24 protein-coding genes and 2 pseudogenes are annotated in these 26,514 nt (G+C 60.9%); 13 read left to right on the top strand and 13 right to left on the bottom strand.

The features are described from left to right. Window positions 1–85 precede the first annotated feature (85 nt). From BLU35_RS27410 to BLU35_RS27435, 6 genes are all read left to right on the top strand, one after another. Window positions 86–1,612: an ABC transporter ATP-binding protein gene (locus BLU35_RS27410; protein ID WP_093235318.1), complete on the top strand. Its 1,527-nt coding sequence runs from the start codon at window positions 86–88 to the stop codon at window positions 1,610–1,612. Beyond that, window positions 1,602–2,651 carry an ABC transporter permease gene (locus BLU35_RS27415; protein WP_093235319.1) on the top strand — a complete coding sequence of 350 codons (1,050 nt, stop codon included), beginning with the start codon at window positions 1,602–1,604 and terminating at the stop codon, window positions 2,649–2,651. Before BLU35_RS27410 ends, BLU35_RS27415 begins: the two co-directional genes overlap by 11 nt. Before the next feature lies 1 nt (window position 2,652). Then, complete coding sequence (locus BLU35_RS27420; RefSeq protein ID WP_093235320.1) at window positions 2,653–3,594, top strand: ABC transporter permease; 942 nt, start codon at window positions 2,653–2,655, stop codon at window positions 3,592–3,594. A 156-nt stretch (window positions 3,595–3,750) separates the two neighbouring features. Further along, complete coding sequence (locus BLU35_RS27425) at window positions 3,751–6,816, top strand: GAF domain-containing protein (protein WP_093235321.1); 3,066 nt, start codon at window positions 3,751–3,753, stop codon at window positions 6,814–6,816. Continuing rightward, window positions 6,813–7,202, top strand: a complete 390-nt coding sequence (locus BLU35_RS27430; RefSeq protein WP_058323013.1) for a response regulator — start codon at window positions 6,813–6,815, stop codon at window positions 7,200–7,202. The genes BLU35_RS27425 and BLU35_RS27430 overlap by 4 nt, the downstream gene beginning before the upstream one ends. Beyond that, window positions 7,199–8,446 carry an adenylate/guanylate cyclase domain-containing protein gene (locus BLU35_RS27435; RefSeq protein WP_093235322.1) on the top strand — a complete coding sequence of 416 codons (1,248 nt, stop codon included), beginning with the start codon at window positions 7,199–7,201 and terminating at the stop codon, window positions 8,444–8,446. Before BLU35_RS27430 ends, BLU35_RS27435 begins: the two co-directional genes overlap by 4 nt. A 117-nt stretch (window positions 8,447–8,563) precedes the next feature. Here the strand turns inward: BLU35_RS27435 and BLU35_RS27440 are convergent. Next, window positions 8,564–8,795, bottom strand: a pseudogene (locus BLU35_RS27440) (hypothetical protein); the annotation flags it as partial. Window positions 8,796–8,924: 129 nt separating this feature from the next. Here BLU35_RS27440 and BLU35_RS27445 point away from each other — a divergent pair. Further along, window positions 8,925–9,122 (top strand): Rossmann-fold NAD(P)-binding domain-containing protein, encoded by a 198-nt coding sequence (locus BLU35_RS27445; protein ID WP_093235323.1) that lies wholly within the window; start codon window positions 8,925–8,927, stop codon window positions 9,120–9,122. Window positions 9,123–9,346: 224 nt separating this feature from the next. Here the strand turns inward: BLU35_RS27445 and BLU35_RS35780 are convergent, their stop codons facing one another. Both BLU35_RS35780 and BLU35_RS27455 read right to left on the bottom strand, forming a co-directional pair. After that, window positions 9,347–9,499, bottom strand: coding sequence for a hypothetical protein (locus BLU35_RS35780; RefSeq protein ID WP_158539445.1), 153 nt, complete (start codon window positions 9,497–9,499; stop codon window positions 9,347–9,349). Window positions 9,500–9,557: 58 nt separating this feature from the next. Beyond that, a complete protein-coding gene (locus tag BLU35_RS27455; RefSeq protein ID WP_093235325.1) occupies window positions 9,558–10,250 on the bottom strand; it encodes a helix-turn-helix transcriptional regulator in 693 nt (230 codons plus the stop codon). Window positions 10,251–10,327: 77 nt separating this feature from the next. Between BLU35_RS27455 and BLU35_RS27460 the strand changes: the two genes are divergently transcribed. Continuing rightward, window positions 10,328–11,218, top strand: a complete 891-nt coding sequence (locus tag BLU35_RS27460; RefSeq protein WP_093235326.1) for a DMT family transporter — start codon at window positions 10,328–10,330, stop codon at window positions 11,216–11,218. A gap of 41 nt (window positions 11,219–11,259) precedes the next feature. Here BLU35_RS27460 and BLU35_RS36895 read toward each other — a convergent pair whose 3' ends face one another. The 7 genes from BLU35_RS36895 to BLU35_RS27495 all read right to left on the bottom strand — a co-directional run bounded on the left by BLU35_RS36895 (window position 11,260) and on the right by BLU35_RS27495 (window position 18,485). Next, window positions 11,260–11,568, bottom strand: coding sequence for a hypothetical protein (locus BLU35_RS36895; RefSeq protein ID WP_502688181.1), 309 nt, complete (start codon window positions 11,566–11,568; stop codon window positions 11,260–11,262). Window positions 11,569–11,631: 63 nt separating this feature from the next. Then, complete coding sequence (locus BLU35_RS27470) at window positions 11,632–12,513, bottom strand: dihydrodipicolinate synthase family protein (protein ID WP_093235328.1); 882 nt, start codon at window positions 12,511–12,513, stop codon at window positions 11,632–11,634. Window positions 12,514–12,540: 27 nt separating this feature from the next. Then, complete coding sequence (locus tag BLU35_RS27475; RefSeq protein WP_093235329.1) at window positions 12,541–14,160, bottom strand: ABC transporter ATP-binding protein; 1,620 nt, start codon at window positions 14,158–14,160, stop codon at window positions 12,541–12,543. After that, a complete protein-coding gene (locus BLU35_RS27480) occupies window positions 14,153–15,076 on the bottom strand; it encodes an ABC transporter permease (protein ID WP_093235352.1) in 924 nt (307 codons plus the stop codon). The genes BLU35_RS27475 and BLU35_RS27480 overlap by 8 nt, the downstream gene beginning before the upstream one ends. 10 nt (window positions 15,077–15,086) lie before the next feature. Then, the gene (locus BLU35_RS27485) at window positions 15,087–16,001 is read right to left on the bottom strand and encodes an ABC transporter permease (RefSeq protein ID WP_058323048.1); all 915 of its coding nucleotides are present in this window, start codon (window positions 15,999–16,001) and stop codon (window positions 15,087–15,089) included. A gap of 85 nt (window positions 16,002–16,086) precedes the next feature. Beyond that, window positions 16,087–17,556: an ABC transporter substrate-binding protein gene (locus tag BLU35_RS27490; RefSeq protein WP_210334619.1), complete on the bottom strand. Its 1,470-nt coding sequence runs from the start codon at window positions 17,554–17,556 to the stop codon at window positions 16,087–16,089. Window positions 17,557–17,612: 56 nt separating this feature from the next. Continuing rightward, the gene (locus BLU35_RS27495) at window positions 17,613–18,485 is read right to left on the bottom strand and encodes a DMT family transporter (protein ID WP_093235330.1); all 873 of its coding nucleotides are present in this window, start codon (window positions 18,483–18,485) and stop codon (window positions 17,613–17,615) included. Between the two features lie 233 nt (window positions 18,486–18,718). Between BLU35_RS27495 and BLU35_RS27500 the strand changes: the two genes are divergently transcribed. The 3 genes from BLU35_RS27500 to BLU35_RS27510 are packed head-to-tail and all read left to right on the top strand — an operon-like array spanning window position 18,719 to window position 21,991. Next, window positions 18,719–19,915 carry a sialidase family protein gene (locus BLU35_RS27500; RefSeq protein WP_093235331.1) on the top strand — a complete coding sequence of 399 codons (1,197 nt, stop codon included), beginning with the start codon at window positions 18,719–18,721 and terminating at the stop codon, window positions 19,913–19,915. After that, window positions 19,912–20,868: a 4-hydroxythreonine-4-phosphate dehydrogenase PdxA gene (gene pdxA / locus BLU35_RS27505; RefSeq protein WP_058323002.1), complete on the top strand. Its 957-nt coding sequence runs from the start codon at window positions 19,912–19,914 to the stop codon at window positions 20,866–20,868. Before BLU35_RS27500 ends, pdxA begins: the two co-directional genes overlap by 4 nt. 4 nt (window positions 20,869–20,872) lie before the next feature. Beyond that, complete coding sequence (locus BLU35_RS27510; RefSeq protein WP_093235332.1) at window positions 20,873–21,991, top strand: iron-containing alcohol dehydrogenase; 1,119 nt, start codon at window positions 20,873–20,875, stop codon at window positions 21,989–21,991. A gap of 52 nt (window positions 21,992–22,043) precedes the next feature. On the opposite strand, the gene BLU35_RS27515 is transcribed toward BLU35_RS27510, so the two are convergent. Further along, on the bottom strand, window positions 22,044–22,745 hold the full coding sequence (locus tag BLU35_RS27515; protein WP_058323000.1) for a FadR/GntR family transcriptional regulator: 702 nt from the start codon (window positions 22,743–22,745) through the stop codon (window positions 22,044–22,046). After that, window positions 22,746–23,777 (bottom strand): four-carbon acid sugar kinase family protein, encoded by a 1,032-nt coding sequence (locus BLU35_RS27520; protein ID WP_093235333.1) that lies wholly within the window; start codon window positions 23,775–23,777, stop codon window positions 22,746–22,748. A gap of 1,303 nt (window positions 23,778–25,080) precedes the next feature. On the opposite strand from BLU35_RS27520, the gene BLU35_RS27530 reads away from it, so the two are divergent. Together BLU35_RS27530 and BLU35_RS27535 are read left to right on the top strand one after the other, a co-directional pair. Further along, a complete protein-coding gene (locus BLU35_RS27530) occupies window positions 25,081–25,329 on the top strand; it encodes a hypothetical protein (protein WP_093235334.1) in 249 nt (82 codons plus the stop codon). Window positions 25,330–25,420: 91 nt separating this feature from the next. Continuing rightward, the gene (locus BLU35_RS27535) at window positions 25,421–25,861 is read left to right on the top strand and encodes a lipid-binding SYLF domain-containing protein (RefSeq protein ID WP_093235335.1); all 441 of its coding nucleotides are present in this window, start codon (window positions 25,421–25,423) and stop codon (window positions 25,859–25,861) included. Window positions 25,862–26,166: 305 nt separating this feature from the next. Here the strand turns inward: BLU35_RS27535 and BLU35_RS27540 are convergent. Continuing rightward, window positions 26,167–26,511 (bottom strand): annotated as a pseudogene (locus tag BLU35_RS27540) (IS91 family transposase); the annotation flags it as partial. Window positions 26,512–26,514: the final 3 nt, after the last annotated feature.

Raw genomic sequence — 26,514 nt, forward strand, 5'->3', positions numbered from 1 at the left:
GAGGGATCGCTCTTCGCCGGCAGCGCCCTCTCTCTTCCCGGACGGGAAAGGAACCTTTCCCGCAACGCCACTTCCGGTCACCGCCGTGTCAAGCAATCCTGCCCTTCGTCTTTCCGGCATCAGCAAGCGCTTCGGTCCGCTCAGGGCCAACGATGCCATTTCCTTCGAGCTGAAGCGGGGTGAAGTCATAGCACTTCTCGGAGAGAACGGTGCCGGCAAGACGACGCTGATGAACATTCTTTTCGGCCACTACGTCGCCGACGAAGGAACCGTCGAGGCCTTTGGCAAGCTGCTACCGCCGGGCGATCCCCGCGCGGCCCTTGATGCCGGCATCGGCATGGTGCACCAGCATTTCACCCTTGCTGACAACATGACGGTGCAGGAAAACATCACGCTTGGCACGCAGAGCCTCTGGCGCATGCGGCTCGACAGGGCCGCAGCGCGGCGGCGCATCGAGCAACTATCGGCCGATTTCGGCCTCGCCGTCGATCCCGCTGCCACCGTCTCCATGCTCTCGGTCGGTGAACGCCAGCGCGTCGAGATCCTGAAGGCTCTTTATCGCGAAGCCCGTATCCTGATCCTGGACGAGCCGACGGCCGTTCTGACCCCCGCCGAGACCGATGCGCTGTTCCGGACGCTGAAGCTGCTCGTCGCCCATGGCCTGTCGATCATCTTCATCTCTCACAAATTACACGAAGTGATGGCTGTCAGCGATCGTGTGCTGGTTCTGCGCTCCGGCCAGCTCGTCGGCGAGCGTGAAACGGGTTCAACCGATCGCAAAGAGCTGGCCGCCCTCATGGTTGGCCAGGAGGTCCCGCCGGCGGAGGTCAACCCGGTGAAGCTGGGTGTACCGCTGCTGGCGCTCGAAAGTGTCTCCACGACGCCGTATAACGGGGCCGGCCTCGATCAAGTGTCGCTCACGCTCACGGCGGGTGAGATCACCGGCCTTGCCGGCGTTGCCGGCAATGGCCAGGCTGTCCTTGCGGCCCTCATCGCCGGCATCCAGCGTCCAACCTGCGGGAACATCTCCATCGCCGGGCGGGAAGTCGCCGACTGGTCGCCGCGCGCAGCACTCGCCCACGGCGTGGCCCGGATCCCGGAAGACCGCCACGCTATCGGCAGCATCGGCGACATGAGCGTGATGGAGAATGCCATCGCCGAGCGCTACCGGAGCCCGCGGTTCAGCCGCATGGGCTTCCTGGACTGGAAGGCGTCCCGCCAGTTCGCCGAGAAACTCATCGCCGACTACGAGGTCAAATGCCCCTCACCCGAGGCACGGATACGCCTGCTTTCGGGCGGCAACATGCAGAAACTCATCCTAGGTCGGGCCCTCGATCCCGACCCGACAGTCATCCTGGCTAGCCAGCCGACCCGCGGCCTTGATGTCGGCGCCGTCGGCTATGTCCACCGCATGCTGCTTGAAGCACGAGACAGGGGCGCGGCGATCTTGCTGATTTCGGAGGACCTCGAGGAGGTCCTGGCATTGTCCGACCGCATCATCGTCATGTCCAAGGGACGCCTTTCGACGCCGTCTTCGCGCGGCGAGCGCAGCATCCGGGAACTGGGGGAGTTGATGGCGGGCCACGGGGAGCACAGCGACCATGCGGCTTGAGCCGAAGCCCGCACCGTCCTTGGCGGTCACCTTGCTGTTGCCGCTGGCAGCCATCGCAACAACGCTGGCGCTGACATCGATGCTCGTTCTCGCCGCTGGCGCTTCGCCACTGTCCGTCTTCTATCTCGTGGCCAAGGGAGCGGCCGGCTCACAGTTCGCGCTACTGGAAACCCTGACCCGCGCGACGCCGCTGATCTTCACGGGCCTGGCGATCGCCGTCGCCTTTCGGGCCAAGCTGTGGAACATCGGCGCGGAAGCCCAACTCTACATCGGTGGCGTCGTCACCGTGGTGCTAGGAACCGGCGCACTGCCGCTACCTTCGGTCGTTCTGATCCCGGTGATCATGGTCGCCGTCATGGCCGCAGGCGCGCTGCTTCTACTCGGCCCGGCCGTGCTGAAGACCCGCTTCGGCGTCGATGAGGTGGTCACCACGCTGTTGCTCAACTTTATCGTCCTGCTGTTCGTGTCGATGCTGCTTGAAGGTGTACTCAAGGACCCGATGGGGCTCGGCTGGCCGCAATCGCAGAAGGTCATCGCCGAAGCGCAACTGCCGCGCCTCATCCAGGGCAAGCGCCTGCACTACGGCTTCGTCATAGCCGTGGTTTCGGCCGTTCTCATCTGGGTCGTCATGAAAAAGACGGTTCTCGGCTACGAAATGCGCGCCGTCGGCCACAATCCCGAGGGCGCACGGTTTGTCGGCATTCTGGTCAACCGCACACTGATGAAGACGGCGTTGCTTTCGGGCGGTTTGGCCGCACTTGCCGGCTTTTCCGAAGTATCGGGGCTCAAGGGAAACCTGACGCTCGACCTGTCGCCGGGCTACGGCTACACCGGTATCGTCGTCGCGATGCTCGCCATGCTCAATCCGCTCGGCGTTATCGCATCGGCCATCTTCGTCGCCGGCATCTTCGTCGGCGCCGACGCCATGAGCCGTGCGGCCAAGGTGCCGAGTTACATTGCCGACGTCATGGTCGCCACCTCGTTGCTGACGATGGTTGTCGCGATCCTTCTGACGCGATTCCGGATTAGGTGGAGGTGACATGGACGTGCTCGAAATCCTCTTCACCGCCTCCTTCTGGGTTGCCGCCATCCGCATAGCATCCCCGCTGATCTTCGCGACCATGGGCGAGTTGATCTGCGAGCGCGCGGGCGTTCTCAACCTCGGCATCGAAGGGATCATGACAGCGGGCGCTTTCGCCGGCTGGTTCACCGTCTATTCTGGCGGCGATCTTTGGGCCGGCGTGCTGGTCGCCGCCCTTGTGGGCGCCATGTTCGGCTTGCTGCACGCCACGCTCACCGTACCGCTCGGCCTGTCGCAACACGTCGTCGGCATCGGCGTTACGCTGCTTGCCACGAGTCTTACCTATTTCACCTATCGTCTTGCACTGCCCGAGGTGACGTCGCCGCCCAAGATCGAGCCGTTCCAGCCGTTGCCGATCCCGGGCCTGTCCAGCATTCCCGTCATTGGAGAGGCGCTGTTTACCCAGACGCCGCTGACCTATCTCGCATTCGTATCGGTCGTAGCCGTCGCCTGGATCCTCTATCGCACGCCCGTCGGCCTCGCCGTTCGCGCTGCCGGCGAAAATCCGTCGGCGGTCGAGGCCCAGGGCATTTCGGTCACCGGCATCCGCATGGGCGCCGTTGCCGTAGGCAGCGCGCTGATGGCGGTCGGCGGCGCCTTTCTCACCACCTCGGCCTTCAATTCGTTCTTCTTCCAGATGATAAATGGGCGCGGCTGGATTTGCATCGCGTTGGTCGTCTTCGGTTCCTGGCGGCCTGGAAAGGCGCTGATCGGCGCCATACTGTTCGCCGCCTTCGATGCCTATCAGGTTCGCTTGCAGCAGATATCGGGCGGCATCGTGCCTTATCAGGTTTTCCTGATGATGCCCTATGCGCTGTCAATCCTGGCGCTGATCCTGGTCGCGCGCCGCGCCACCTATCCCAAAGCTTTGATGATCCCCTACCAGAAAGGCGAAAGATGAGTTTCGACCTTATCGTAGAGGGCGGCACGCTGCCCGACGGCAATGCAGTAACCTCGTCACCACCGATCAGATAGAGTATTCTATACATCTTCGCAGCCATACCGGCCGTGGCGTACCCCGTGGTGGGGACGGTAGCACTCGACGCAAGCTGATTGCATGGGGGACACTGCAGTGGAGGGGCGCGAGGCGGATGACTCAAGCGTCAGTCTCAGACACCAGGTCGAACTACTGAAGCGGGAGCTTGACGAGGCCGTTCAGCAACAGACGGCGACGAGCGAAATACTGCGAGTCATCCCGATCTCGACCAGTTCAGCGCAGCCCGTCTTCGATGCGATAGCGAAAAGCGTGGCAAGGCTATGCGAGGCGGAATTTTGTTTCGTATTTCAGTTCGACGGAGAGTTCCTACACCCAGTTGCCTATCACGGCATATCGCGCGAAGGCATTGAAGCGGTACGGGCCCGGTTTCCGCAGCGACCAAGTAAAGGCAACGTCACGGGCAGAGCTTTTATCAGCGGTGTCATCGAGCAGATCCCCGACGTCTTTTCCGACCCAGATTATCAGATGCTGCAGCTGGCGAAGATCGTGTCGTACCGTAGCGCCATGGGCGTACCGCTATTAAGAAAGGGACGTCCGATTGGATCGATCGCCGTCACTCGGCGCGCGATCGGCGTCTTTCCAGAGCGACAGGTTGAGCTGCTGCGAACGTTCGCTGATCAGGCGGTGATCGCCATCGAGAACGTTCGTCTTTTCGAGGAGGCGCAAGCGCACAACCGAGAGATTGGCGAGGCGCTCCAACAGCAGACGGCGACCAGTGAAATACTTCGCGTCATCTCGACCTCACCGACCGACGCGCAGCCCGTGTTCGACACGATCGCGCAGCGCGCAGCCAGGCTTTGTGGCGCGCAGTTCTGCCACGTGTTTCGCTATGATGGCGAGCTGTTGCATTTCGTGGCACATCATCAGCTGCAACCCGAAGGCGCGGTGCTTCCAGCCCCACCCGGTCGAGGCAGTGCGGCCGGTCGCTCGATCCTCAGCCGCTCGGTGGAACAGATAGCGGACCGGCTCGTCGATTTGGAATATCAGGCCCACCCCACCCTCATTGCTCAATCCTCGAAATACCGAAGCCTGGTGGCCGTGCCCATCATGCGCGGCGACGTTCCGATCGGAACCATCGTCGTGGCACGGGGCGACCCGGGATTGTTCCCCGATCGCCAGGTCGAAGTCCTCAAGACTTTCGCCGACCAGGCCGGGATAGCAATCGAGAATGTCCGACTGTTTTCCAATTTGGAGGAACGGAATCTCGACCTCAAGGAGGCACTGCAGCAGCAAACTGCGACAGCCGATGTTCTCAAGGTCATCAGTCGGTCGGCCTTCGATCTCCAGACGGTGCTGGATACGCTTGTCGAATCGGCCGTGCGGCTTTGCGAGGCCTATGATGCGGCCATTTTCCTAAAGGATGGAGACACTCTCTACTTGAGGGCGCATCACGGGCCAATACCGATCGATTTCGTCGGCTGGCCAGTGTCACGGGGCTGGGTGACCGGACGGGCCGTCGTTGACAGAAAACCGGTTCATGTGCCTGACCTGACGGCTGACGCCGACGAATACCCGGACGGCCAGAGCATGGCGGTGCGGATGGGGCATCGCACGATTTTAGCCGCGCCCTTACTGCGACAGCAGGAAGCTATTGGTGGACTCGTCATACGCCGAACTGAAGTCAAGCCATTTGCCGAAAAGCAGATCGACCTTCTCCAGACCTTTGCCGACCAAGCCGTCATTGCGATTGAGAACGTGCGGCTTTTCGACGAGGTGAAGGCGCGGACGGCCGAGCTGGCCGAAGCGCTAGAACAGCAAACCGCGACGGCTGACGTACTGAAGGTCATCAGCCGCTCCGCGTTCGACCTGCAATCGGTTTTGGATACTCTGGTGGCGTCCGCTGCCCGTCTTTGCGAGGCGGACATGGCGACGATGACCCGGCCGATCGGTGACGCGCATTATCCAGTCTCCAGCTACGGCTTCTCGCAGGAATTCGACCAATATTTCCGAGCGCTCCCGCTGGAGCCGGGGCGCGGGAGCATAGTCGGGCGAACCCTGCTTGAGATCCGGCCGGTTCAGGTGGCCGACGTGCTCGACGATACCGAGTACGCCATGCCGGAAGCGCAAAGACTTGGCGGGTTTCGTACCGTACTTGGCGTGCCGCTCCTGCGCGAGGGAAGCCCGATCGGCGTGCTCGCATTGACCCGTTCCACCGTGCGGCCATTCACGGACAAGCAAATCGAGTTGGCATCTACCTTTGCCGACCAGGCCGTGATTGCCATCGAGAATGTGCGTCTTTTTCAGGAAGTGCGGGCAAGAACCGAGGAACTGTCGCACTCCCTCGAAGAACTCAAGACTACGCAGGACCGATTGATCCAGACGGAAAAGCTTGCCTCGCTCGGACAACTGACTGCCGGAATTGCGCACGAGATCAAGAACCCGTTGAACTTCGTGAATAATTTCTCGGCGCTGTCAGTCGAGTTGCTCGAAGAGCTACAGGAGGCGCTCGACGGCGCGGTAGCCGACAGTACACTGCGCTGCGAAATCGACACGCTCGCTGAGACGATAAAGGGTAATCTTGAAAAGATCATTCAGCATGGCAAACGCGCAGATTCAATCGTCAAGAATATGCTTATGCATTCGCGTCAGGGGGCGGGCGAGCGCAGGCCGACCAATATCAACGTCATCGTCGAGGAGAGCCTGAATCTCGCCTATCATGGCGCTCGAGCCGAGAAGCAAGGGTTCACGATCACCCTGGAGAAATCGTTCGACCCGCTGGCTGGAGAGGTCGACCTGTACCCTCAGGAGATCACACGCGCGCTTCTCAACCTTATCTCGAACGGCTTCTATGCGACGAGTAAACGCACGGCATCAGAGCCCGGCGACAGTTATGAGCCAACGCTCGCGGCGGTGACCAGGAACCTAGGAGACAGCGTTGAGATCACTATCCGCGATAACGGCGTCGGAATCCCGCCAGAGGTGAGGGAGAAGATGTTCAATCCTTTCTTCACAACCAAGCCTGCTGGCGAGGGGACTGGCCTCGGCCTGTCGCTCAGCCATGACATCATCGTCAAGCAGCATGCAGGTTCCATCGAGGTGGATACAGAACCTGGTCGTTACACCGAGTTTCGCATCCGACTGCCGCGGAACACCCCAGCGATGTCAGCGCCGGAGGGCAGATCATGAGCCTCCTCATTCTGGTGGTCGATGACGAGCCCGACGTCGAGTTGCTTTTCAAACAACAGTTCCGCCATGACCTGCGCGCTGGCCGCTTCGGCATGGAGTTCGCGCGATCAGCATCAGCTGCACTCAAGCGGATCGCCGATTCAGGCGACGTTACGCTCATTCTCATCCTGTCCGACGTCAACATGCCGGGGATGAGCGGGCTTGAACTGGTGCCAAAGGCGAGGAGTATAAGGCCCGACGTGCCGGTGATAGTGATCACTGCCTATGGCGATCCGGACACGAGACGAAGAGCCATGGAATGTGGCGCAGAAGCGTTGCTGACCAAGCCGATCGACTTCATCGCGTTGCGAGAAGAAATCAACAGTCGAGTTGGGCGCGCCACATGAATACAAGCATACTCGTTGTGGACGACGAGCCGGACCTGGAGATGCTTCTTCTCCAGAAATTCCGGAAGCAGATCCGTGACGGGTCACTGCGTTTCCTGTTCGCCCACGACGGAGTTGAAGCCTTGGCCGTACTTGCTGCCAACCACGACGTGGATATTGTGCTGAGCGACATCAACATGCCGCGTATGGATGGCCTGTCGCTGCTGGCGAAGCTTCAGCAGAGGGACGAGGATCTATCCACGATAATCGTTTCCGCCTACAGCGACATGGCCAATATCCGCACCGCGATGAACCGCGGCGCCTACGACTTTGTAACGAAACCGATCGATTTTGCCGATCTGGAGGCGACGATTGGCAAGACCATCCACCATGTGGAAACGCTGCGCGAAGCACAGCGTCGGCAGAGCGCGGCCGAACGGGCGCATGCGTCGCTTTCCCGCTACTTCTCGCCCAACCTCGCCGAGCGACTCGCAAACTGCTCTGAGACACTTGACCTCGGCGGCGCACGTCGAGAGGTCGCTTCGCTCTTTACCGACCTAACCGGGTTCACAACGCTGGTGGAAACAATCGAACCGGACGTGCTAGGACAACTGCTCAACGACTACATCGTCGGTATGACCGACATCGTGTTCGCCCATGACGGCACGGTAGCCAAGATCATCGGCGATGCGTTGCACGTGCTTTTCGGAGCGCCGGCCGATCAGCCGGACCACGCCGGCCGCGCCGTCGCCTGTTGTCTCGAACTCGATGTGTTCGCGTCGTCCTTCCGCGAGCAATGGCGCAGAAAGGGAATAGCGCTTGGTTATACTCGGATCGGTGCACACGCGGGCACCGCTGTCGTCGGCAACTTCGGCGGAGGGCGGTTTTTCGACTACAGTGCTTATGGCGACACCATCAATGTCGCCGCGCGATTGGAGGCGGCCAACAAAACGATCGGCACACGTATTTGCGTCAGCAGCAGCCTGGCTGCACGGGTGCAGGCGTTCTGTGGTCGCCCGGTTGGCAACTTGTTGCTTCGAGGCAGGGTCGAGCCGATCCACGCTTTCGAGCCGCTTGAGCCGGCGCGATACGCCAGTCCAGACACACAGGCGTATTTGCAAGCTTTCGAAGAGTTGGAGGCGGGTAATCCCCATGCGGTCGCGTCATTTGCAGCCCTCGTTGGTCGAAACTCCGATGATCGGCTTGCTAGCTTCCACCTGAGGCGACTGCTAAACGGCGAGACCAGCGCGACAATAGCCATTTAGCCTCGCTTCGTTGAAAAGTCTGTCCGGTCCGGGGAAAATCGCGCAGTTGCCAATCTGGAAGGTTGGGAAATCACCGATGCCAGGCTGTGAGTTTCCAACGATACAACGGCGCGCCCGTTAGTCCCTCCGCCGTTGCGGGGCCAACGCCATCGTCTGCGCATAGGCGAGCGGCGATCGGCTGCCTTGGCAGGTTTTCGTCCAGAACCAGCGTCTTGAGATCGTCAGAACGGACGTCGAGTGCTACGACGCGTTCAATCTTATCGAACTGCCACACTGCATAGCCGAGGTCCGGAACAACCCCACAATCGCACCCGCAATCTCCGCCTTGAATGAGACGCGGCTCTTCTGGCCGGGGGACGGCTTTCGTCGGTCTTGAAGGTGAGTTATATTACGTATCGCTTATATACGAGGGAGTGCGGTGAGATGTGCCAACCTTTCAGCGCTCTATTGCCAGCATACTTACCTGGAGGGGATAGAGATGGAAGACGATCGGACCACAATAACCGCGGAGTTTCAGGGTTTCGAAATCAGTATCGTCTCACGGGAGCCACTTCTTGGGACACTTGAACTGACCTCATTCACGGGCACGAACATCGAAGTCCCTTTGGACTACTACAGCGCAGAAGCCCTTGTTGCGGCGCTCGTACAATTTCTGGCGCAAGGCAGCAATGACTGACAGACCTTTCGCCGACCGCATCAGGCGCTCTTTCTCTCTGACGAGTACCGGCGAATGGGTAAGCTCATCAAGCCCAAAGGTTCGCATCTAACTATTTGGTCCCAAGCCGAAGTTGGGTGCCCTGCCCGAGTACCGGATCGACAATATCTAGACCTCGGTGGTGTGCGCGCGCTGTTGAAGCCGTAAAGCAGCGGCGCGGGCCGCCTCTCGAACGTTCCGCTTTTTTAAACCAGAACGGAAGCATCCTGCGGGATGGAGGACTGCGCCCCAGGCGTCCGGCGCACCTTCTGGATCCCGGTCGCCCTGCTTCTAGCCGGCGTCTGCGCCACCGCCGCAAGCTCGCTCTTAGCGATCATCGCCGCCATCGGGGTCGTCACTATCGGCTTCTTCGGCGCGCACGCCATTGCCTCCAGATCAGCGCCGACGAGTTTGTCGCTAAACTTCGGAATTCTGCGAACGCATGGCCATCCACTCGACCATCATAGGGCTGCTATCGGCGGCATACCGCTCTTCGAGCACTTCTGATTGCACGATACGGTCTGCCCGGAAATGGCGATAGTCCCCGCGAAGCTCGCACCAGGCGGCGATCAATGTGACATCGACATAGTAAACCGTGGCGATAGGCCAGATCGTGCGCCGTGATCGGCGCTGTTGCTCGTCGATGTAGGTGATGGCGATTTTGCGACATGTCCGGATGGCATTGCGCACGTCGAGCAGTTCGATCCCTTCAGGTCGCACCGTATCCCCTTCCGATACATAGAACCGGGGAGATACAAGATAAGAGCGCAGGTCCTTCGGGACGGCATGCTGAAGCTTGTTCAGAACGCTTTCGGCCGCTTCCTGCAATTTCGGATCGCGAATGCGATGAACGAGGTTTGCTCCGACCGTGATGGCTTCGATTTCCTCCATCGTGAACATCAGGGGTGGGAGATCAAACCCCTTTCGTAGCAGATAGCCAAGCCCAGGCTCACCCTCGATCGGAATCCTCCGAGCCTGCAAGGTCGCAATGTCGCGATAGATGGTGCGGGTAGTCACTTCCAGTTTTTGCGCCAGCGCAGCGGCTGTCGTGGGCTGCGTCTTTCCGCGTAGCGCCTGAATGATATCGAAAAGACGATCGGCACGGCGCACGCCCAGCCTCCAAACACCACTGACAAAACGGTGTCAGTAGCATCGGAGTACAAAGCTCCGGATGCAAGGGGGCTGCAATGGAAGATGATCAAAACAAATGGCTCGGCACACTGCTGATTATAGGCTCTGCGATCGCCTATAGCCTTTCCGGGTATTTCACCCGGCTCATCACGCTCGATGTCTGGACGGTCCTGTTCTGGCGCGGGATCTTCGGCGGGCTGTTCATCGGCGCTTATGTGGTCTGGCGTTACCGGAAAGACCTGTGGGTGGCGATCCGGGCCATGGGGATGGCTGGCTTCTGGGTCATGATTCTATCCACTGTGGCGACCATCTGCTTTATCAATGCCCTTCGCCTGGCCCCGGTGGCAGACGTGATGACAATCCACGCCGCAATTCCGTTCATGACCGCCACGCTCGCCCTTGTCTTCGCGGGCGAGCGGGAAGAATGGGCGACATGGGCGGCAAGTTTCACAGCCCTGGTTGGGGTGATGATCATCGTCAATCCGCAAGCTTCGAGCGACTATCTGGCAGGCTACGCCTTCGCGACAACGATGGCACTATCTTATGCCGCAATGATAGTCATCATCCGCAAGAACCGGCATGCTTCCATGCTCCCGGCCGCCTCCTTGTCGGCCTTTCTCTGCGCGTTTGTGGCTCTGCCATTCGCTCAGCCCATGCAGCTGGCAGCCCCGGTCATGTTAGACCTTGTGCTATTCGGAACCGTCCAGTTCGGTCTCGGCCTGCTGTTGATGACGATCGGAACGCGGCTGATCTCGGCCACGCGTTCGGCCCTGATAGGCAGCATGGAAAACCCGCTCGCGCCGCTTTGGGTGTGGCTGGCCTTCGGGGAGTTTCCCGCCTGGGCCACCTGGGCTGGTGGCGGCCTGGTCATGGGAGCGGTGATCTTTGATGTTCTGACGAAATCGAAGCGGCGACAAAAGAGCGTTGAGGCCTTGGCTCAAGGCTAGACAATGTCGCGAAACTCCCGAGTTTTGTTTCGCTTTTGCGCCTAACTTTGCGACGTCGCAGAACAGGGAGTTTTGCGGCAGCCGCAGTGTCCGCTTTCGATGGCGCGACCCGGTCGAGGTGATCCCGTCTCGGCACTGTCGTGGTCATCCGTGGGCGTCCGCAAAGAAGCGTCCGACAAGGCGAAGCGATACTGATCATGCTGCCATCTCCTTGCTCTGGGGCTGCTGCGCATGCATCCAGTCGGCTGCCCGCGGAACGAGGTGAACGGCGGCATGAACACGGTATCGGTCGATGGGCGATAATAGGCTTCGGACCCGGCGAACACGGTCTTAACGCCCAGGTTCGCGATGAATGCTTCCGGGGCCGCAGCACTTTCTTACCTTGCCGGGTTCCGGGCGCCGTGGTGGAGATTCTACAGAAGGCTGTAGCGTCCAAGGATTTCAGCGATCTGATCGTCCTGTTTCTTATTCGGCAGCAGGGCCGGTTGGCGACTCGCGCCGACGGAAGCGTCCTGCAAGTAGAGCGCTCGCTTGACCATGGCAGGGGCGAAGCCCAGCGCGTAGAGGTCGGTGCGAAAAGCGGTAAAGATCGCCTGCTGCTTTTCGGCTTCGCCGATCTCCCCCGCATTGAACGCCTTCAGGATGCCTGCAAGTACATGCGGCATGGCGTTGCCGAGGCCCGAAATGCAGCCGGCCGCGCCGTTCTGCAGCGCCCAGAGCACGAGGTGGTCGGGGCCGGAATAGACCTCGAAACCGTCGACCTCCTTGGCAACCTGCAGATAGGCCTCCAGCGTCTCCTTTGCACCGCCGGAATCCTTGATACCGGCAATGTTGCCGTGGCCGGCGAGCGTGCGCGCGGTGTCGGGCTCGATGTGGTTCTGTGTGCGGGCCGGAATGTCATAGAGGTAGACGGGCGTCTTGACGGCGTCGGCGACGGTCGAGAAATGGCGGACAAGGCCATCCTGTGTGCAGGCAATGAAGAAGGGGGTGATGACTGCGATCCCATCGACGCCGATACGGTCGAATTCGCGGGCGAGCTTCACCGTCTCGAAGGTTGCCGGCATGCCGGCATTGACAATCACCTTGACGCGGCCGCCGACCTCGTCGGCCACCTCCTCCGTCAGGCGCACTTTTTCCTCTGATGTCAGCGCGGTAAAGTCACCATTGGTTCCGGCGCACATGATGTTGTTGCCGGCCGCGACTTGGCGGCGGACCTGGGCGCGTGTCGCCTGATAGTTGATGGTCTCGTCCTCGTTGAAGCAGGTCACGAGGGCAACGAAAGCTTGCTTGGTCATGCGGGTGTTCCTTTGAATGTGCGCGCCTCAAGACGCGCGCTGAAGACGGGCGGCGCGATGGGCGGCCTGGACATCGGGATCGGGGTCGAGGCCGGCGGCGAGCAGCGCGCGCGTATAGTCTTGCTGCGGCGTCTCGAACACCTCGCGCACCGTGCCGAGCTCGACGATGTTGCCTTTCTGCATGACCATGACGTGGTCGGCAAAGTCGCGTACCACCGGCAAATCATGGGCAATGAAGATGAAGGCGATGCCCATTTCCTTGCGCAGCCTGTCGAGCAGTGCGATCACCTGCGCCTGCACCGAGACGTCAAGCGCCGAAACAGCCTCGTCGCAAATGATGAGCTGCGGCTCGAGCGCAAGTGCGCGGGCGATTGCGATGCGCTGGCGCTGGCCACCGGAGAATTGATGCGGGTAGCGGCCCATGTGCTCCGGACCGAGGCCGACCTGCACCAGAAGCTCAGCCACGCGCTCGCGCCATTTCGCCTTGGGCAGGATATCCGGATGGATGACCCAGGCCTCGGAAATCAGCTGATAGACCGTCATGCGCGGATTGAGCGATTGCGTCGGATCCTGGAACACCATCTGCAGGTCGCGGCGCAGCTTGTAGAGCTCGGCTGGCGACATGGTGAAGAGGTCGCGGCCCTTCCACAGCGCGCTGCCGCTGTCGGGTTCGTCGAGGCGCAGCAGGATACGCGCCAGCGTCGACTTGCCCGAGCCGCTCTCGCCGACTACGGCCATGGTCTCGCCGGGCATGAGATCGAAGGACAAGCCTTTCAGGGCCTCGAAGGAGCCATAACACTTGCGCACGTCACGGACCGAGAGAACAGGCTCGGCGCGAACGGCGGGTGCATGCATCTCGCCCTTGCCGGGGGCGGCGGCAATGAGCTTTTTGGTATAGGGATGCTGCGGGTTCTTGTAGACCTCGCTCACCGTGCCGGCCTCGACCAGAACGCCTTTCTCCATCACGACGACGTGGTCGGCGATCTCGGCGACGACACCGAGATCATGGGTGATGATGAGGACCGCCATTCCGGTCTCCTGCTGCAATTCCTCGAGCAGGGCGAGCACCTCGGCCTGCACGGTGACGTCGAGTGCCGTCGTCGGCTCATCGGCGATCAGAAGGTCCGGACGGAGCGCCAGCGCCATGGCGATCATGACGCGCTGACGCTGACCGCCGGAGAATTCGTGCGGATATTTGTCCAGGGAGCGCTCGGGGTCGGGGATGCCGACCCGCGTCAAAAGTCGCAATGCCTCCGACGCAGCCTTGGCGGCATGGGTCCCGTGAGTGGTGAGCGCCTCCCGGATCTGCCAGCCGACGGTATAGACCGGGTTGAGGTGGCTCAACGGGTCCTGGAAGATCATGGCGATGCGGCGCCCGTTGACCTTGCGCCTTTCCTGCGTCGGCATCGTCAGCAGGTCGACGCCGTCGAGCAATATCTCTCCGGAGCTGATGCGCCCCGGCGGCATGTCGATCAGGTTCATGATCGCCGAGGAAGAGACCGACTTGCCGGACCCGCTTTCACCGAGGATCGCCAGGGTCTCGCCGCGGTCGAGGTGGTAGGAGATGTTGCGGACCGCCTTCACGACGCCGACTGCGGTGTGGAATTCGACCGAAAGGTCGCGGACTTCCAGGAGATGGTCAGCCATTCTTACGACCTTTCAGTTCGAGGCGCCAGCGCTGCACCGGATCGAGCGCGATGCGCAGCCAGTTCGACAGGAGGTTCAGCGACATGGTGGTGAGGATGATCGCAAGCCCGGGCCAGAAGGAAAGCCACCATGCGTTGGTGAGGTATTGGCGGCCCTGAGAGATCATCAGGCCCCAGGTGATTTCCGGCGGCTGGATGCCGATACCGAGGAATGAGAGCGCACTTTCCGCCAGCATCACATAGGCGAAATCCAGCGTGGCAAGTGTCGTCAGTGTCGGCAGCACGACCGGCAGGATGTGGCGGAAGAGGATACGCTTGCTGGACGCGCCCATCACGCGCGCGGCCTGCACGAACATGCGCTCGCGGATTTCCAGCACTTCGGCGCGCGTCGTCCTCAAGTAGACCGGGATGCGTGTGATCGCCAGCACCAGCATCAGGTTGAGGATCGACGAGCCGAGAATGTAGAGCACGATGACGGCGATCAGCAGCGACGGGAAGGACATGATGACGTCCGCGAGCCGCATGATGACCTGATTGACACGCGGCGAGGAAAAGCCGGCGACAAGGCCGAGGAAGGTGCCGATGGTCGCCGAAAGCGCGACGGCACCTGCGGCCACCATCAGCGTGTTCTGGGTGGCCACGATGATGCGGGCAAGCAGCGGCCGACCGAGCGCGTCGGCCCCCATCCACCAGACCCATCCGCGCTCCCAATCGAATGGCACGGCGTTGCGCCCTCTAAGGTTCTGTTTGGTCGCGAGATCGCCGAGCCAGCTCGGCCCCACGATCGCGACGATCAGCACGAAAATCAGGAAGATCGCAGCGCAAAGCGCGAACTTGTCGGCAAGCAGCATGCGGAACATGCGCGTCGCGAAGCGCGGCTCTTCGGCGATGACGGTATCGGCGGTCTGCAGGGTCATGGTCGCCTCCTCAGTGTCGAATTCGCGGATCGAGCAGCGCATAGGCGAGGTCGATCAGCAGGTTCATAAGGAAGATCGCCAGAGCCGTGACGAGGATGGCGGCAAGCACGACATTAAAATCCCGCTGCAAAATGGAATCGATCATCAACTTGCCGACCCCCGGAAATCCGAAGATGGTTTCGACGATCACCGCGCCGTTCAGAAGACTCGCCGCCTGGTCGCCAATGACGGTGATGACCGGCAGCATGGCATTGCGTAGCGCATGCACGAAGATGATCGGCCCTGATTTGACGCCCTTGGCGCGCGCCGTCTTCACATAGGCCGAGGAGAGTGCCCCAATCATAGAGCCGCGCACCACCTGCACGATGATGCCGAAGGGTCGGATGAACAGAACCGAGATCGGCAGGATCCAATGAAGCAGAGAGCCCGTGCCCGACGTCGGTAGCCAGGCGAGGTTTACCGAAAACACGACGATCGCGACGATGGCGATCCAGAAATCGGGAACGGAAGCGCCGACCAGCGAGATCAGCGAGGATAGCCGATCGAAGAAGCCGCCGGCGCGGAAGGCGGCAAGCGAGCCGACGACAATCGCAGCACCTGCGACAAGCGTCATGGTGATGACGGCAAGCCAGAGCGTCCAAGTGAACGCCTCGAGCACGACATCCAGAGCAGGGCGGGCCTTGCGCAGGGATTCGCCAAAGTCGCCGGTCACGACATCGCCAACATAACGCGCGAACTGCACCAGCATGGGGTCGTTCAGGCCATGCAGTTCGCGGAATTGCGCCTTCATCTCCGCGGAGGCTTCGACCGGCAGGAACAAGGCGGCCGGATCACCCGTCAACCGCGACAGGAAGAAGACCATGACGAGCAGTCCGACGAGCGAGATCAGACTGGCCACGGCGCGTTTTCGAACGAATTTCAGCATGGCGTCCTCGAAGAGATCCGGCGGCAGGATCATCCCACCGCCTTGATTGCTGTTGTGTCTGGCGAACGTCGTTCGCCAGGACAGTTTACTTGATCTTGATCTCCGAGAGCTGCAGCGTCCCGTTGGTCGCCATCGTCGGCTTGAAATCAAGCCGCTCGGAAACGCGCGAGAAACCGACCATATGGAAGAGCAGGACGTCGGCGACGACATCGTCATGCACATAGGCGATCAGTTCGGACCAGAGCTTGGCACGTTCCTCGCCCACGGCAGCCGACGCGCGCTTGATCAGGTCGTCAACCTTCGGATCGGAAAAGCCGGACTGCGTACCGTCGGTCGCATACTTGAAGAACATCGAGAATGACGGATCGCCCTTGGAATTGTCGTGCATGGCAGCGACGATCTGCGGACCGCGGCCTTCCTTGAAGGGCTTCGAATAGTACTGTTCGTGCTCGGCAACCTCGACGAATTTCAGCTCGACCTTGAAGCCCGCTTCCTGAAGCTGTGCCTGAATGGCTTCCATGATCTCGGTCACGTTCGGGAAGTTTGCCGAACGGGCGATGATGGTGATGGGCGTATCGACCTTCACGCCATCGGCCTTGGCTTCCTCGAGCAGCTTCTTCGCGCCTTCCGGGTCATAGGGGAAGACCTTCACGTCGGGGTTCCAGCCAAGTGTCGGCGGCGGCACGATCGCGGTCGCGAGCAGTGCGCTTTCGGGAACCAGGGTACCGAGGAAGGCTTGGCGGTCGATGGCGATGTTGAGCGCGCGGCGAACGCGAACGTCGTTCAATGGCTCGATGTTGTGATCGATGCGCAGGTAGACGGTTTCACTGTCGAGGTAGGAGAAGTCCGTGGCCGGATTGGTGGCGTCGAGCTGCGAGATCGACGGCGAGAGATCGGCCTCGCCGGTCTGCACCATGGCGGCGCGCACCGACGGGTCGGCGCGGAACAGATATGTGGCTTCCGTGACCTCGGGCTTCGTGCCCCAATAGTCGTCGCGGCTCGTCAGCACGATCTGCTGCCCCGGCGTCCAGTTGGTGAGCTTGTAGGGACCGGTACCGACCGGCTCGCGGATGAACTCGAGCGGTGTTTCCTCGGGCACAATCGTGACAAGAGACATCAAGAGCGGCAGGATCGGCTGGACCGGATCGGCGCTGAAGTCGATCGTGTAATCGTCGACCACAGTGGGGGTCACAGTAATGCCGCCGAAATAGCGACGCGACTCGCAGGTGTTCTTGTCGCTCATGATACGGTCAAAGCTGTGCTTGACATCCTTGGCGTCGAAGGTCGTGCCGTCGGAGAACTTGACGCCCTGACGCAGGTGAAAGCGCCAGCTGCCGTCTTCATTCTGTTCCCATTTCTCGGCAAGCCGCGGCATGACGCCCTTGTCGCCGCGAACATCGAGTTCGGTCAGTGTTTCGCTGACGTTCTGCATGATTACGCGACCGATGTTCGAGCGGGTCGCCATGCAGGGTTCGAGCAGGTCGGCTTCTTCCGCCAGCACGATCTTGATCGGACCCGACCCGGCAAAGGCGGGCGAAAGAGCGGAGCTCAGCATGAGCGCACTCAAGACAAATAGTTTCTTCACGGCATTTCCTCCCTATTGAAATTCGTTCAGCCAGATGTTGCTTTTCCGCACCTCGCAGCGACCAGCGCTGCAAAGCCGATGAGCCCACCGCCGCAGAGTGTGGTGAGGGCAATGTGTTCGCCAAAGAGCGCAAAGCCGCCGAGTGCCACGAGCGGCAACCGCAGGAAATCGACGGGCGCAATTATCGTGGCCGGGGCGAGCGAAAAGGCATGCGTCATCATGCCCATGCATGCCGTGCCCACGAGACCCTGGAGCGCCAGGAGCGACAATTCCTTCGCCCCCGGCGTGGCCCAGAACGGAAGGGCGAAGAGAAGCGCGATCGGCACGGTCAAAAGAAGGTTCCAGACGACAAGCGTCGAGGTTGAATCGCCCTTCGACATCGACTTGAGGATCAGCTGAATCGCGGACTGGAGCACCGCGCCGACAAGGGCGAGCAAGATGGCCAGGCTGAATCCGGCCCCAGACGGCCCAACGATCAGCATCGCACCGACAAAACCAAGCACCACGGCGCCGATCATCACTGGTCCCGGTCGCTCGCCCAGCGTCAGGGCCGCACCCAGCAGAACAAATATCGGAGATGTAAAGGCTATCGCCGTTACGTCGGCCAGCGCCCCCCAGCTGAAAGCAGCAAAAAATGCGACCATGGCGAGAAGCTTAAAGCCGGCACGCACCGCATGCTGGTGCAACAAGTAGCTCGAACGCAGGACGGACGGGCGCAGAACGACCCAGGGCAACAAGATGACGGCGCCGAAGAAGGCGCGAAAGAAGCCGATGACGAAGGGGTGCACGGCGCCATTCAGTGCACGCACGATCACCGCATCGGTTGCCGCAAGGATCGCAGCGCCTACAGCAAAGATCACGGCCATCTTAGCCCCCTTGGGGCTGCCGGCTTCCGGCATAACAAACTCCTCCCCGGCATCCTCTTGCCGGCTTGACACGACAATCCCCCTTTCGAACAAATTTGTCAAACGATTTCACTATGTAAAAATATTTGTGAATCGTGCGTCATTTTTAATGATGTATTTTCAATCATTTAACAGGCATAGTGTCTTCTTATACGCAAATCTATTACATAATAGAACTTGACAACTTTGCATTTTCAACGATTTTCAAGAGCAAGCAGGAGGAGCCAATGACCCCAGAGGAAATAGCCCGCAGCATGAATGGCGCGCTTCGATCCACGTCGCCCGCGCGTCAGGAAGCCTTGCTGCCCTCGCCCATGATCCAGAATCACGCCGCATTCCTGCATCTACTTTCAGATGGTGCGCTCGCCTGCGCCTGGTTCGGAGGCACGCTTGAAGGCAAGTCCGATATTTCGATATTTGCCTCTGTGCTGCCTAAGGACGCTACGGCATGGGGGCCGCCGCAACGCCTGAGCTTCGACCCGGCGCATTCGGAACAGAACCCGGTCCTCTTCGCCGCTCCCGACGGCAGGCTTTGGCTCTTTCATACCTCCCAGCCCTCCGGCAATCAGGATGAGTGCCGGATCCGGATGGCCGAGCTCCGCCGGGACCCGTCCGACCCCTTGGCACTTATCGCTGCCGAAGGTCGCTATCTCGACCTCCCCCGTGGCTGTTTCGTTCGCGCGCCTCTGGTGGTGCGCGATGACGGAGCCTGGCTGTTGCCAATCTTCCGGTGCGTTCAACGCCCTGGTCAGAAATGGAACGGCAGCCATGACACCGCTGCCGTTGGCATTTCGTTCGATCAGGGGGAAACGTGGCAACTGGAGGATCTCGACCGGTCGATCGGCTGCGTGCACATGTCACCCGTTTCCCTCGGAGAAGGACGCCTCGCCGCGCTCTTCCGCCGCCGGCAGGCCGACTGGATCTACAGGACGGAGAGCCTTGATGGCGGACGCTCGTGGTCGATACCCGACGCGAGCGACGTACCGAACAACAACTCCTCCATCGCCGCCATACGACTTGGCGATGGCCGGATCGCGACGATCTGCAATCCCGTCAGTGCCGCAGAATTCACCGAGCGGCGCGCCTCTCTTTACGACGAACTGGGAGAGGAGGACGGGCGCCCCGATGCGAGCCCGGAAGGTGGCTGCTTGCCGATCTGGGGCGTGCCGCGTGCGCCCGTCGCTCTCTGCCTTTCGGAGGACGGTGGCAGGACCTTTCCCGTCCGCCTGGTGATCGAAGATGGTCCGGGAACCTGCCTTTCCAACGACTCGACCGACGGCCGCAATAAGGAAATGTCCTATCCCTGGCTGCTTGAGGGCCCGGACGGAACCATGCACCTCGCCTACACCTATCACCGGCGCGCCATCAAATATGTCCGCCTGGCCCCTGGCTGGGACCACGCCGACGCACGGAGACTTTCATGAGCAATATCATCGGCATAACTATGGGCGACCCGTGCGGCGTCGGCCCAGAGATTTCGGTTCGTGCACTCGCCGAAATGACGCAGCAAGGGCGCGAGACGATCCGCATCTACGGCAACCTTGCAACGCTCGAAGCGGCCCGAGCGGCCTTGGGCCTCGACATCGATCTCGCGCCTCACGTCGTGGACCTGCCGGTCGAAGGCGCGCCACTTGCCTGGGGCCAGTTGAGCCCTGTTGCCGGTGACGCCGCGTTTCGTTTCATCGAAAGGGCGGTGCGGGACGCCGAAGCCGGCATCATCGGCTGCATCGTCACCGCACCGATCAACAAGGAAGCGCTGAACCTTGCTGGCCATCACTATGACGGCCACACCGGAATGCTGCGTAGCCTGACGGGCTCCAAGGCAGCCTACATGCTGCTCGCCTCGGAGCGCCTCAAGGTCATCCACGTCTCGACGCATGTCTCGCTTCAGGAAGCGATCCGGCGTTCGACAACCGAGCGGGTGCTGGCCACCATCCGGGCCGGCGATGCGCATCTGAAGCGCATTGGATATGCGGCACCCAAGATCGCGGTCGCCGGCATCAATCCTCATTGCGGTGAGAACGGTCTCTTCGGCACAGAGGATGACGACCAGATCGCACCGGCCGTCAAAGCCGCGCGGGCGGAAGGTATCGACGCGTACGGCCCGATCTCCGCCGACACCGTGTTCCACCGTGCCTATTCGGGCGGCTTCGACCTCGTCGTTGCCCAATATCACGACCAAGGACACATCCCGGTCAAGCTCGTCGCCTTCGACACGGCCGTGAACGTGTCTGTGGACTTGCCGATCGATCGCACCTCGGTCGATCACGGCACAGCCTTCGACATCGCCGGCAAAGGCATTGCCAACCACGGCAACATGAACTCCGCGATCGCCTACGCCCGCAGGCTGGTGTCGGGTGCTGCCAAGCGAGGATGACGTCATGACCACTGCTCCCATCACCCTTCACCAGCCCCGCCGCCTCATCGTCGGCGCCGGCACGATATCGGAGGTCGGCAGTTGGGCGGCCGACGCCACCTCGATCCTCGTCGTTGCAACACCGATCACCGCCGGTTTCGTCGATCGACTGAAGCTTAAGGGTCACATCGTGGTGTTTGACGCCATTCCCGGCGAACCCGATATTGCGACGTTGAACGCCGCCCTGGAGGTTGCGCGCCAGCAGAAGCCGGATCTGATCGTCGGCCTGGGTGGCGGCTCGGTTCTCGATGTCGCCAAGCTGGTTGCCGTGCTTTGGAACTCAGAGCAGACGCTTGCCGATGTCGCCGGGCCGAACAGGGTAGCCGGCCGCAGCACGCGCCTCGTGCAGGTCGCCACCACGGCCGGCACGGGCTCGGAAGCTGGGATCCGCTCGCTGATCACCGATCCCGAAAAAGGCAACAAGGTCGCGGTCGAAAGCCCGCACATGATCGCCGATGTTGCCGTTCTCGATCCGGAACTCACCTATTCCGTACCGCCGGCGGTCACCGCCGCTACCGGTGTCGACGCCATGGCCCATTGCGTCGAGGCCTTCACCAATCGCCGCGCCCATCCGATGATCGATGGCTTTGCGCGAATGGGCTTCAGGCTCGTCGGCAAGTATCTGGCGCGCGCAGTCCAGGATGGCACCGATACCGAAGCGCGCGAAGGAATGATGCTTGCTTCCTATTATGGCGGCATCTGCCTTGGCCCGGTCAACACGGCCGCCGGCCATGCCATCGCCTACCCGCTCGGCACAAGGCTTCGCCTGCCGCACGGGCTGGCCAACGCCATCATCTTTCCCTACGTGCTCGCCTTCAACCAGCCGGTTGCAGTGAACAAGACCGCGGAAGTCGCGCAGGCCTTAGGCCTTGGCGAAAGCCTTGCAGCCCGCGAGCTTCTCGACGCCGCCTGCGGCTTCTGCCGCAATCTCGGCATCGAAATGTCTCTTGCCGCTCACGGTGCAAAACCGGACGACCTACCGCTCTATGCGAGCGAGGCTCATGCCAACCGCCGTCTCATGGACAACAATCCGATCGACATGAGCGTTGAAGATGTGCTGGCAGTCTATAGAGCCGCCTTCTGACCAACCGCGCGTTTCAAAGAAACCCCGGCACTCGCCGGGGTTTCTTTGAAGGCTATTTGGTCGCTTGAAACAGGCGCTCTCGCGAACCCACAAGATGATCATGCATGAGCTGCCTTGCCTTATCGGCTTCACGTGCGGTGATGGCCTCGGCGATCGCCTCGTGTTCTGCAAAGACCCGCGTTAGACCCGCTGTCTCGCGCTTGACCGAAGCACCATGAAACCGCATGCCGACGGCGATGTGGTCCTTGAGCGCTTCCATGGCCGTGAAAAAATAGCTGTTATGAGCCGCGCGCGCGATGGCAAGATGGAACTGGAAGTCCGCATCTTCTCGGTGAGATTGACGGTTGGTTGCGTCCCGCATCAGCTCCAGCGCTTGACGAATGGCGGCCAGGGAGCCGGCGTCATGGCGCTCCGCTGCAGCGGCCGCCGCCGCCGGCTCGACGGTCAAGCGGAACTCGTAGCAGTTGAGAAGATCAGCAACGTTCTCCAACTGCCCAAAGCCAAGCGGCTCGCGCATGCCGACGGCGCGCACGAAGCTGCCTGCGCCGCGGCGCGAGTAGATGAACCCCTGTTCGCGCAGCCGGCGCAGAGCTTCGCGAATGATCGGACGGGACACCTCGAACTCGCTGGCCAGATCGTGCTCGGTCGGCAAACGCTCGTCCGGTTTGTAGGCGCCGGATTTGATCGCACGATGCATGCGCTCAAAGACGAGATCACCAAGGCTCTTGCGTGCTGTACCGGTCTCCAGTCCCATTTATGATCCCATCTTGCGGAGGATCGCCTCCGCGATCTGCTTCAGTGTGTCCGGCGAACCGAATCCACCGGATTTGGCGATGATGCAACGTCCATCGACCTCCGCCAAGCCCAGGCCCGGGAGGCATTCGCCGAGCAGGCGGAAACGCTGGACTTCCATCTTTCTCAAAACCGCCTCCGCCGTGGCGCCGCCAGAAAGAAGCATTGTGCCAGCCGACAGCGCGAGGTTCGGACAGACGCTATCGGCAAGCGCCTCGGAAACCTCTTCAGATGAGACCTCCCCTTCACCAGGGACGGCCTGGACGAGAGTGATCGCGCAGCCCTCGTCTTTGGGGTCCGTAAGCCGCCCATTGGGTGCTGCCAGATAGCGCGTCACTATCGAGCGGCGCAGAACGTCGATCTGGGCAAGGGTGATGGGGTCACGGGATCCGATGACGAACAAGGTCGGACCGGCAGAGATCTCGGCGGCCTGCGCGGCCGCTTCGCCAGTCATGCGTTCGGCAAGCGCTTCAGCCAGGCCACGCGCCCCTATCAACAGGTCGACGCCATTCCGCTCAGCATCCTCAAGCGAGGCGCGCATCTCGGCCGCGGTGGACATATCCGGGATCGTGGACAGATCCGCATGCCGACCGAGCCGTTCATGAACGGAAATCGGCGCGTCCACCCCAAAACCACGAACGCACCCACCTGCCACATATCGACCAAATGCCGGAATGGCCGGGGCGACCAAAGCAGAACGAAAAGGCATGCCGTCGAGTTCGACGGCGATATGGCCCTTCAGGCGCGAGTCGACCTTCTTGAAGAGGCGCGTTCCGGAAGGCAATGCGGCGAGCGCTTCGGATGCCGACCGCTTTGCCACTTCCGCAGCCAGCTCGCGCGAGCCGAGATTGATCGAAATAACGTCAGGCTTTTGCCGGAGGGCATCGTCAATTGCCCCACTCACCAAAGCGACCTCGACATGCATGCCCCGCGCCGCAAACGGCGCGGCGGCATCGAGCGCTCCCGTCAAATCATCAGCGACAATGGCCAACATGGTCGAAATCCTGAAATTTGTTGTTATCTTTATAACTACATCGAACCTTGAAATGTCAAGCTTTTTTGGTTTTAAATTACAAATTGGTGGCGAACAAGCGGAGCGCCGGGGTGCCTTTCAACGAAATCCAGATTCCCGAGGATTCACCTCTACCGTTCAGGCTTGAGTTCGCAAGGAAAGCTTTGAGACGGCATTTTCTAATGCCTTGTGAGGTGCTGCGTCGCCGTACGCTTTCACCCGAGTTGGCTGGATTCTAAACCTTGACCCAACTGCGCCTCAGAGTGAGGAGGCACAATGCTTTCGAGGCCGCCAAGCACCCTTGAAAAGGGACGCTGTGGCCTACCATTTCAAGAAGCGCGCTTGTCCTGAGGCGACATCGTTCGCGGCCCCAATGCGATCCTAAACGCACAGAACGAGAACGTTCGGACAACGTCGGAGAAAACGCACCTGAGCCCTCACCGTGCTCCGAGCCAGGCGCACCGTGGCGTCGTCAATCGCCTGACAATACTTTTCTCACAATTTTGTCGCCGGCAGGATTATGTCAACCTTTCCCGTCCACGTGGAGTAAAGCGGCGCTGCGGAGCCGTGACGGGGACATAGGCAACGACGTTGTTTCTGACGGCCCCGAATTTCGCACTGTTCAGCACGAGTCGGCCATAGTTCAACGCCATCGCGGCCTGTGCTTCGGCAGCAGCCACATCGAGATCGAAGCCGTCGGTAGATGAAGGTTTGTCGTTCGCACTTTTGATATGCGCATCGCCAGCGGCTCAGCCGAAGCTTCACCGTGATACCCGTCCGCAATCGGGACAAACGCCATAAGCTGGTCCTGCAGCGGAGACAACTCAGCACTCATTATCGGTGAGCGCGACACCCAGAACTTTGACCCTGGGCCGGGTGCCCATTTCGTTTTGGTTCGCATGCCCGCCCCATAGCGGCATTATCGTTAACGGCGAATGAACCACACAAATTGAGGAAGACCCAGGTGTGATTGAATTCATCAATGATGCGAGATACTCTGCCTAGCTCGAAGTTTGGCCCACGCGCCGGGTAAGAACTGTCATTCTTGTGGTTCGCATCTTCGTAATGGCAGCCTAGAGGTTGCCCAGTGTCAGCGCAGCGTAATCGTGATAGTCGAATCGGCAACGATGGTGTTGAGATTCCGTCAAATGATGTGCGCCATCTCTTTTTGCGCATGGGCCGGGCCTGGGAAGGCGGCACTTGCCCCAAGCAAGTGATCGAACGCGCCTCGACGCGGTAGGTTTTACGGATTTAACCATCGCCCCTTGATATGGAGCGGCCCGCGATGGGGAACCCGGTCCGTTTTGTGTGTTTCGCAGGCACGGGGGCAACCGTCGATGTCGTGCGAGGCCGGCTGTCCGAGCTCGGCTTTCAGGACGCGCTTGCGGAACGCGACGGCGACGCCGAGTACTGCATCGCCTTCATCTCGGACGTCGATGCCGCGCTCATCGCGTATATCGAAGAGCTCTCACAACGCTTCCAGCTCATCGTTGTCCTGATCCCGGGTTCAAACGGGCCGCGTGCTTGGAACTAATGACGGGCGAGACTGTTTCAGCTGGGACTTTGGCATGACGCTGACGTGCCCTCCTGGCTGGGTAAGCCTCGATTTTGAGGAGACTCGCATCATGAAGATTTCGTCCAGATTTCGTTCAGTCGCGGCTGCGGTTATCGCTGCAGCAGGAATCAGCTTTGCCGGCACCGCGCATGCCGACAGCGGTACGATCAGCTTCTCAGTCTACAAGGCTGCCTTCTTTGTGGGTGGTTCTGGAGGCGAGGGCACGCTGACCTTCCATGGTCGCCGCTATCCCATCTCTGTCGGCGGCATCTCGGGCGGCCTCGCCTTCGGGGCTTCTAAAACCTATTTCCATGGTACCGTTCGCCACATTCGCCGCGCCCGAGATGTGACGGGGGTCTACGGTGCGGCAGGCGGTGGCGGCGCGCTCGGCAAAGGGGCCCAGGTGATCGTCATGACCAATGACAAGGGCGCCCAACTCGAGCTCTCAGGCAAGCAGGTAGGCCTGCAAGTCAACGCCGATCTCAGCGGTCTTGCCATCACGGTGAAGTAAGGGCCGTCGCTCCATTCGTCGTCCCTGCGGTCGGCCCACGACGCTGAATACAAAGGCCGGCTTTTCAGCGCTACCATCTAGGAAGCGGCCGTTCCACTGTCGTGAAGAGTTTCGGGCGCCGGCAGGCGTACGAAAGTCCCCGAGGAAGGAATCCGCGGGCCACAGTCGAAGGCTATGGAGATTTCGCTCTACGGCTGATTGGTGCGGTGGCGCGAGCGCAGCCAGAGAGTGGAGCAATCGATGCGGGCAGGTCGCTTCGTTGCGCATCCGCGCGGCTTCGGCGGCACGGCACCCGGCTCGTCGCAACCCTGTCGGCAGCAATGATCACCACGGATCCATCGGCTTCTATCTGGCGTGATGCCGCCGCCCGGAACGATCATGTGGACATGCGGATGATGCGTCATCGCCGATCCCCAGGTGTGGAGCACGGCGGTGATGCCGATGCGCGCGCCGAGATGCTTGCGATCGGCCGCGACAGTCAGCATCGTCTCCGACGCCGCCTTGAACAGCAGGTCATAGATGAGCGCCTTGTTCTGGAACGCTATGTCGGAGACCTCGGCCGGCAGTGTAAACACGACGTGGAAGTAACCGACGGAAAGCAGATCGGCCTCTCTTTCGGCAAGCCATGTCCGTGCCGCTGCACCCTGGCACGG

This window comes from Sinorhizobium sp. NFACC03 (genome assembly GCF_900103435.1).
GTDB lineage: Bacteria > Pseudomonadota > Alphaproteobacteria > Rhizobiales > Rhizobiaceae > Ensifer.

Excerpts from the sequence above, each read along its gene's own strand:
- BLU35_RS27420 (WP_093235320.1), top strand. The coding sequence starts at position 2,653 with ATGGACGTGCTCGAAATCCTCTTCACCGCCTCCTTCTGGGTTGCCGCC.
- BLU35_RS27535 (WP_093235335.1), top strand. The coding sequence starts at position 25,421 with ATGAAGATTTCGTCCAGATTTCGTTCAGTCGCGGCTGCGGTTATCGCT.
- BLU35_RS27480 (WP_093235352.1), bottom strand. The coding sequence starts at position 15,076 with ATGACCCTGCAGACCGCCGATACCGTCATCGCCGAAGAGCCGCGCTTC.
- BLU35_RS27490 (WP_210334619.1), bottom strand. The coding sequence starts at position 17,556 with ATGCTGAGCTCCGCTCTTTCGCCCGCCTTTGCCGGGTCGGGTCCGATC.
- BLU35_RS27495 (WP_093235330.1), bottom strand. The coding sequence starts at position 18,485 with ATGCCGGAAGCCGGCAGCCCCAAGGGGGCTAAGATGGCCGTGATCTTT.
- BLU35_RS27435 (WP_093235322.1), top strand. The coding sequence starts at position 7,199 with ATGAATACAAGCATACTCGTTGTGGACGACGAGCCGGACCTGGAGATG.
- BLU35_RS27515 (WP_058323000.1), bottom strand. The coding sequence starts at position 22,745 with ATGGGACTGGAGACCGGTACAGCACGCAAGAGCCTTGGTGATCTCGTC.
- BLU35_RS27520 (WP_093235333.1), bottom strand. The coding sequence starts at position 23,777 with ATGTTGGCCATTGTCGCTGATGATTTGACGGGAGCGCTCGATGCCGCC.
- BLU35_RS27475 (WP_093235329.1), bottom strand. The coding sequence starts at position 14,160 with ATGGCTGACCATCTCCTGGAAGTCCGCGACCTTTCGGTCGAATTCCAC.
- BLU35_RS27500 (WP_093235331.1), top strand. The coding sequence starts at position 18,719 with ATGACCCCAGAGGAAATAGCCCGCAGCATGAATGGCGCGCTTCGATCC.
- BLU35_RS27425 (WP_093235321.1), top strand. The coding sequence starts at position 3,751 with ATGGGGGACACTGCAGTGGAGGGGCGCGAGGCGGATGACTCAAGCGTC.
- BLU35_RS27445 (WP_093235323.1), top strand. The coding sequence starts at position 8,925 with ATGGAAGACGATCGGACCACAATAACCGCGGAGTTTCAGGGTTTCGAA.
- BLU35_RS27460 (WP_093235326.1), top strand. The coding sequence starts at position 10,328 with ATGGAAGATGATCAAAACAAATGGCTCGGCACACTGCTGATTATAGGC.
- BLU35_RS27430 (WP_058323013.1), top strand. The coding sequence starts at position 6,813 with ATGAGCCTCCTCATTCTGGTGGTCGATGACGAGCCCGACGTCGAGTTG.
- BLU35_RS27510 (WP_093235332.1), top strand. The coding sequence starts at position 20,873 with ATGACCACTGCTCCCATCACCCTTCACCAGCCCCGCCGCCTCATCGTC.
- BLU35_RS27530 (WP_093235334.1), top strand. The coding sequence starts at position 25,081 with ATGGGGAACCCGGTCCGTTTTGTGTGTTTCGCAGGCACGGGGGCAACC.
- BLU35_RS27415 (WP_093235319.1), top strand. The coding sequence starts at position 1,602 with ATGCGGCTTGAGCCGAAGCCCGCACCGTCCTTGGCGGTCACCTTGCTG.
- BLU35_RS27470 (WP_093235328.1), bottom strand. The coding sequence starts at position 12,513 with ATGACCAAGCAAGCTTTCGTTGCCCTCGTGACCTGCTTCAACGAGGAC.
- pdxA (WP_058323002.1), top strand. The coding sequence starts at position 19,912 with ATGAGCAATATCATCGGCATAACTATGGGCGACCCGTGCGGCGTCGGC.
- BLU35_RS27485 (WP_058323048.1), bottom strand. The coding sequence starts at position 16,001 with ATGCTGAAATTCGTTCGAAAACGCGCCGTGGCCAGTCTGATCTCGCTC.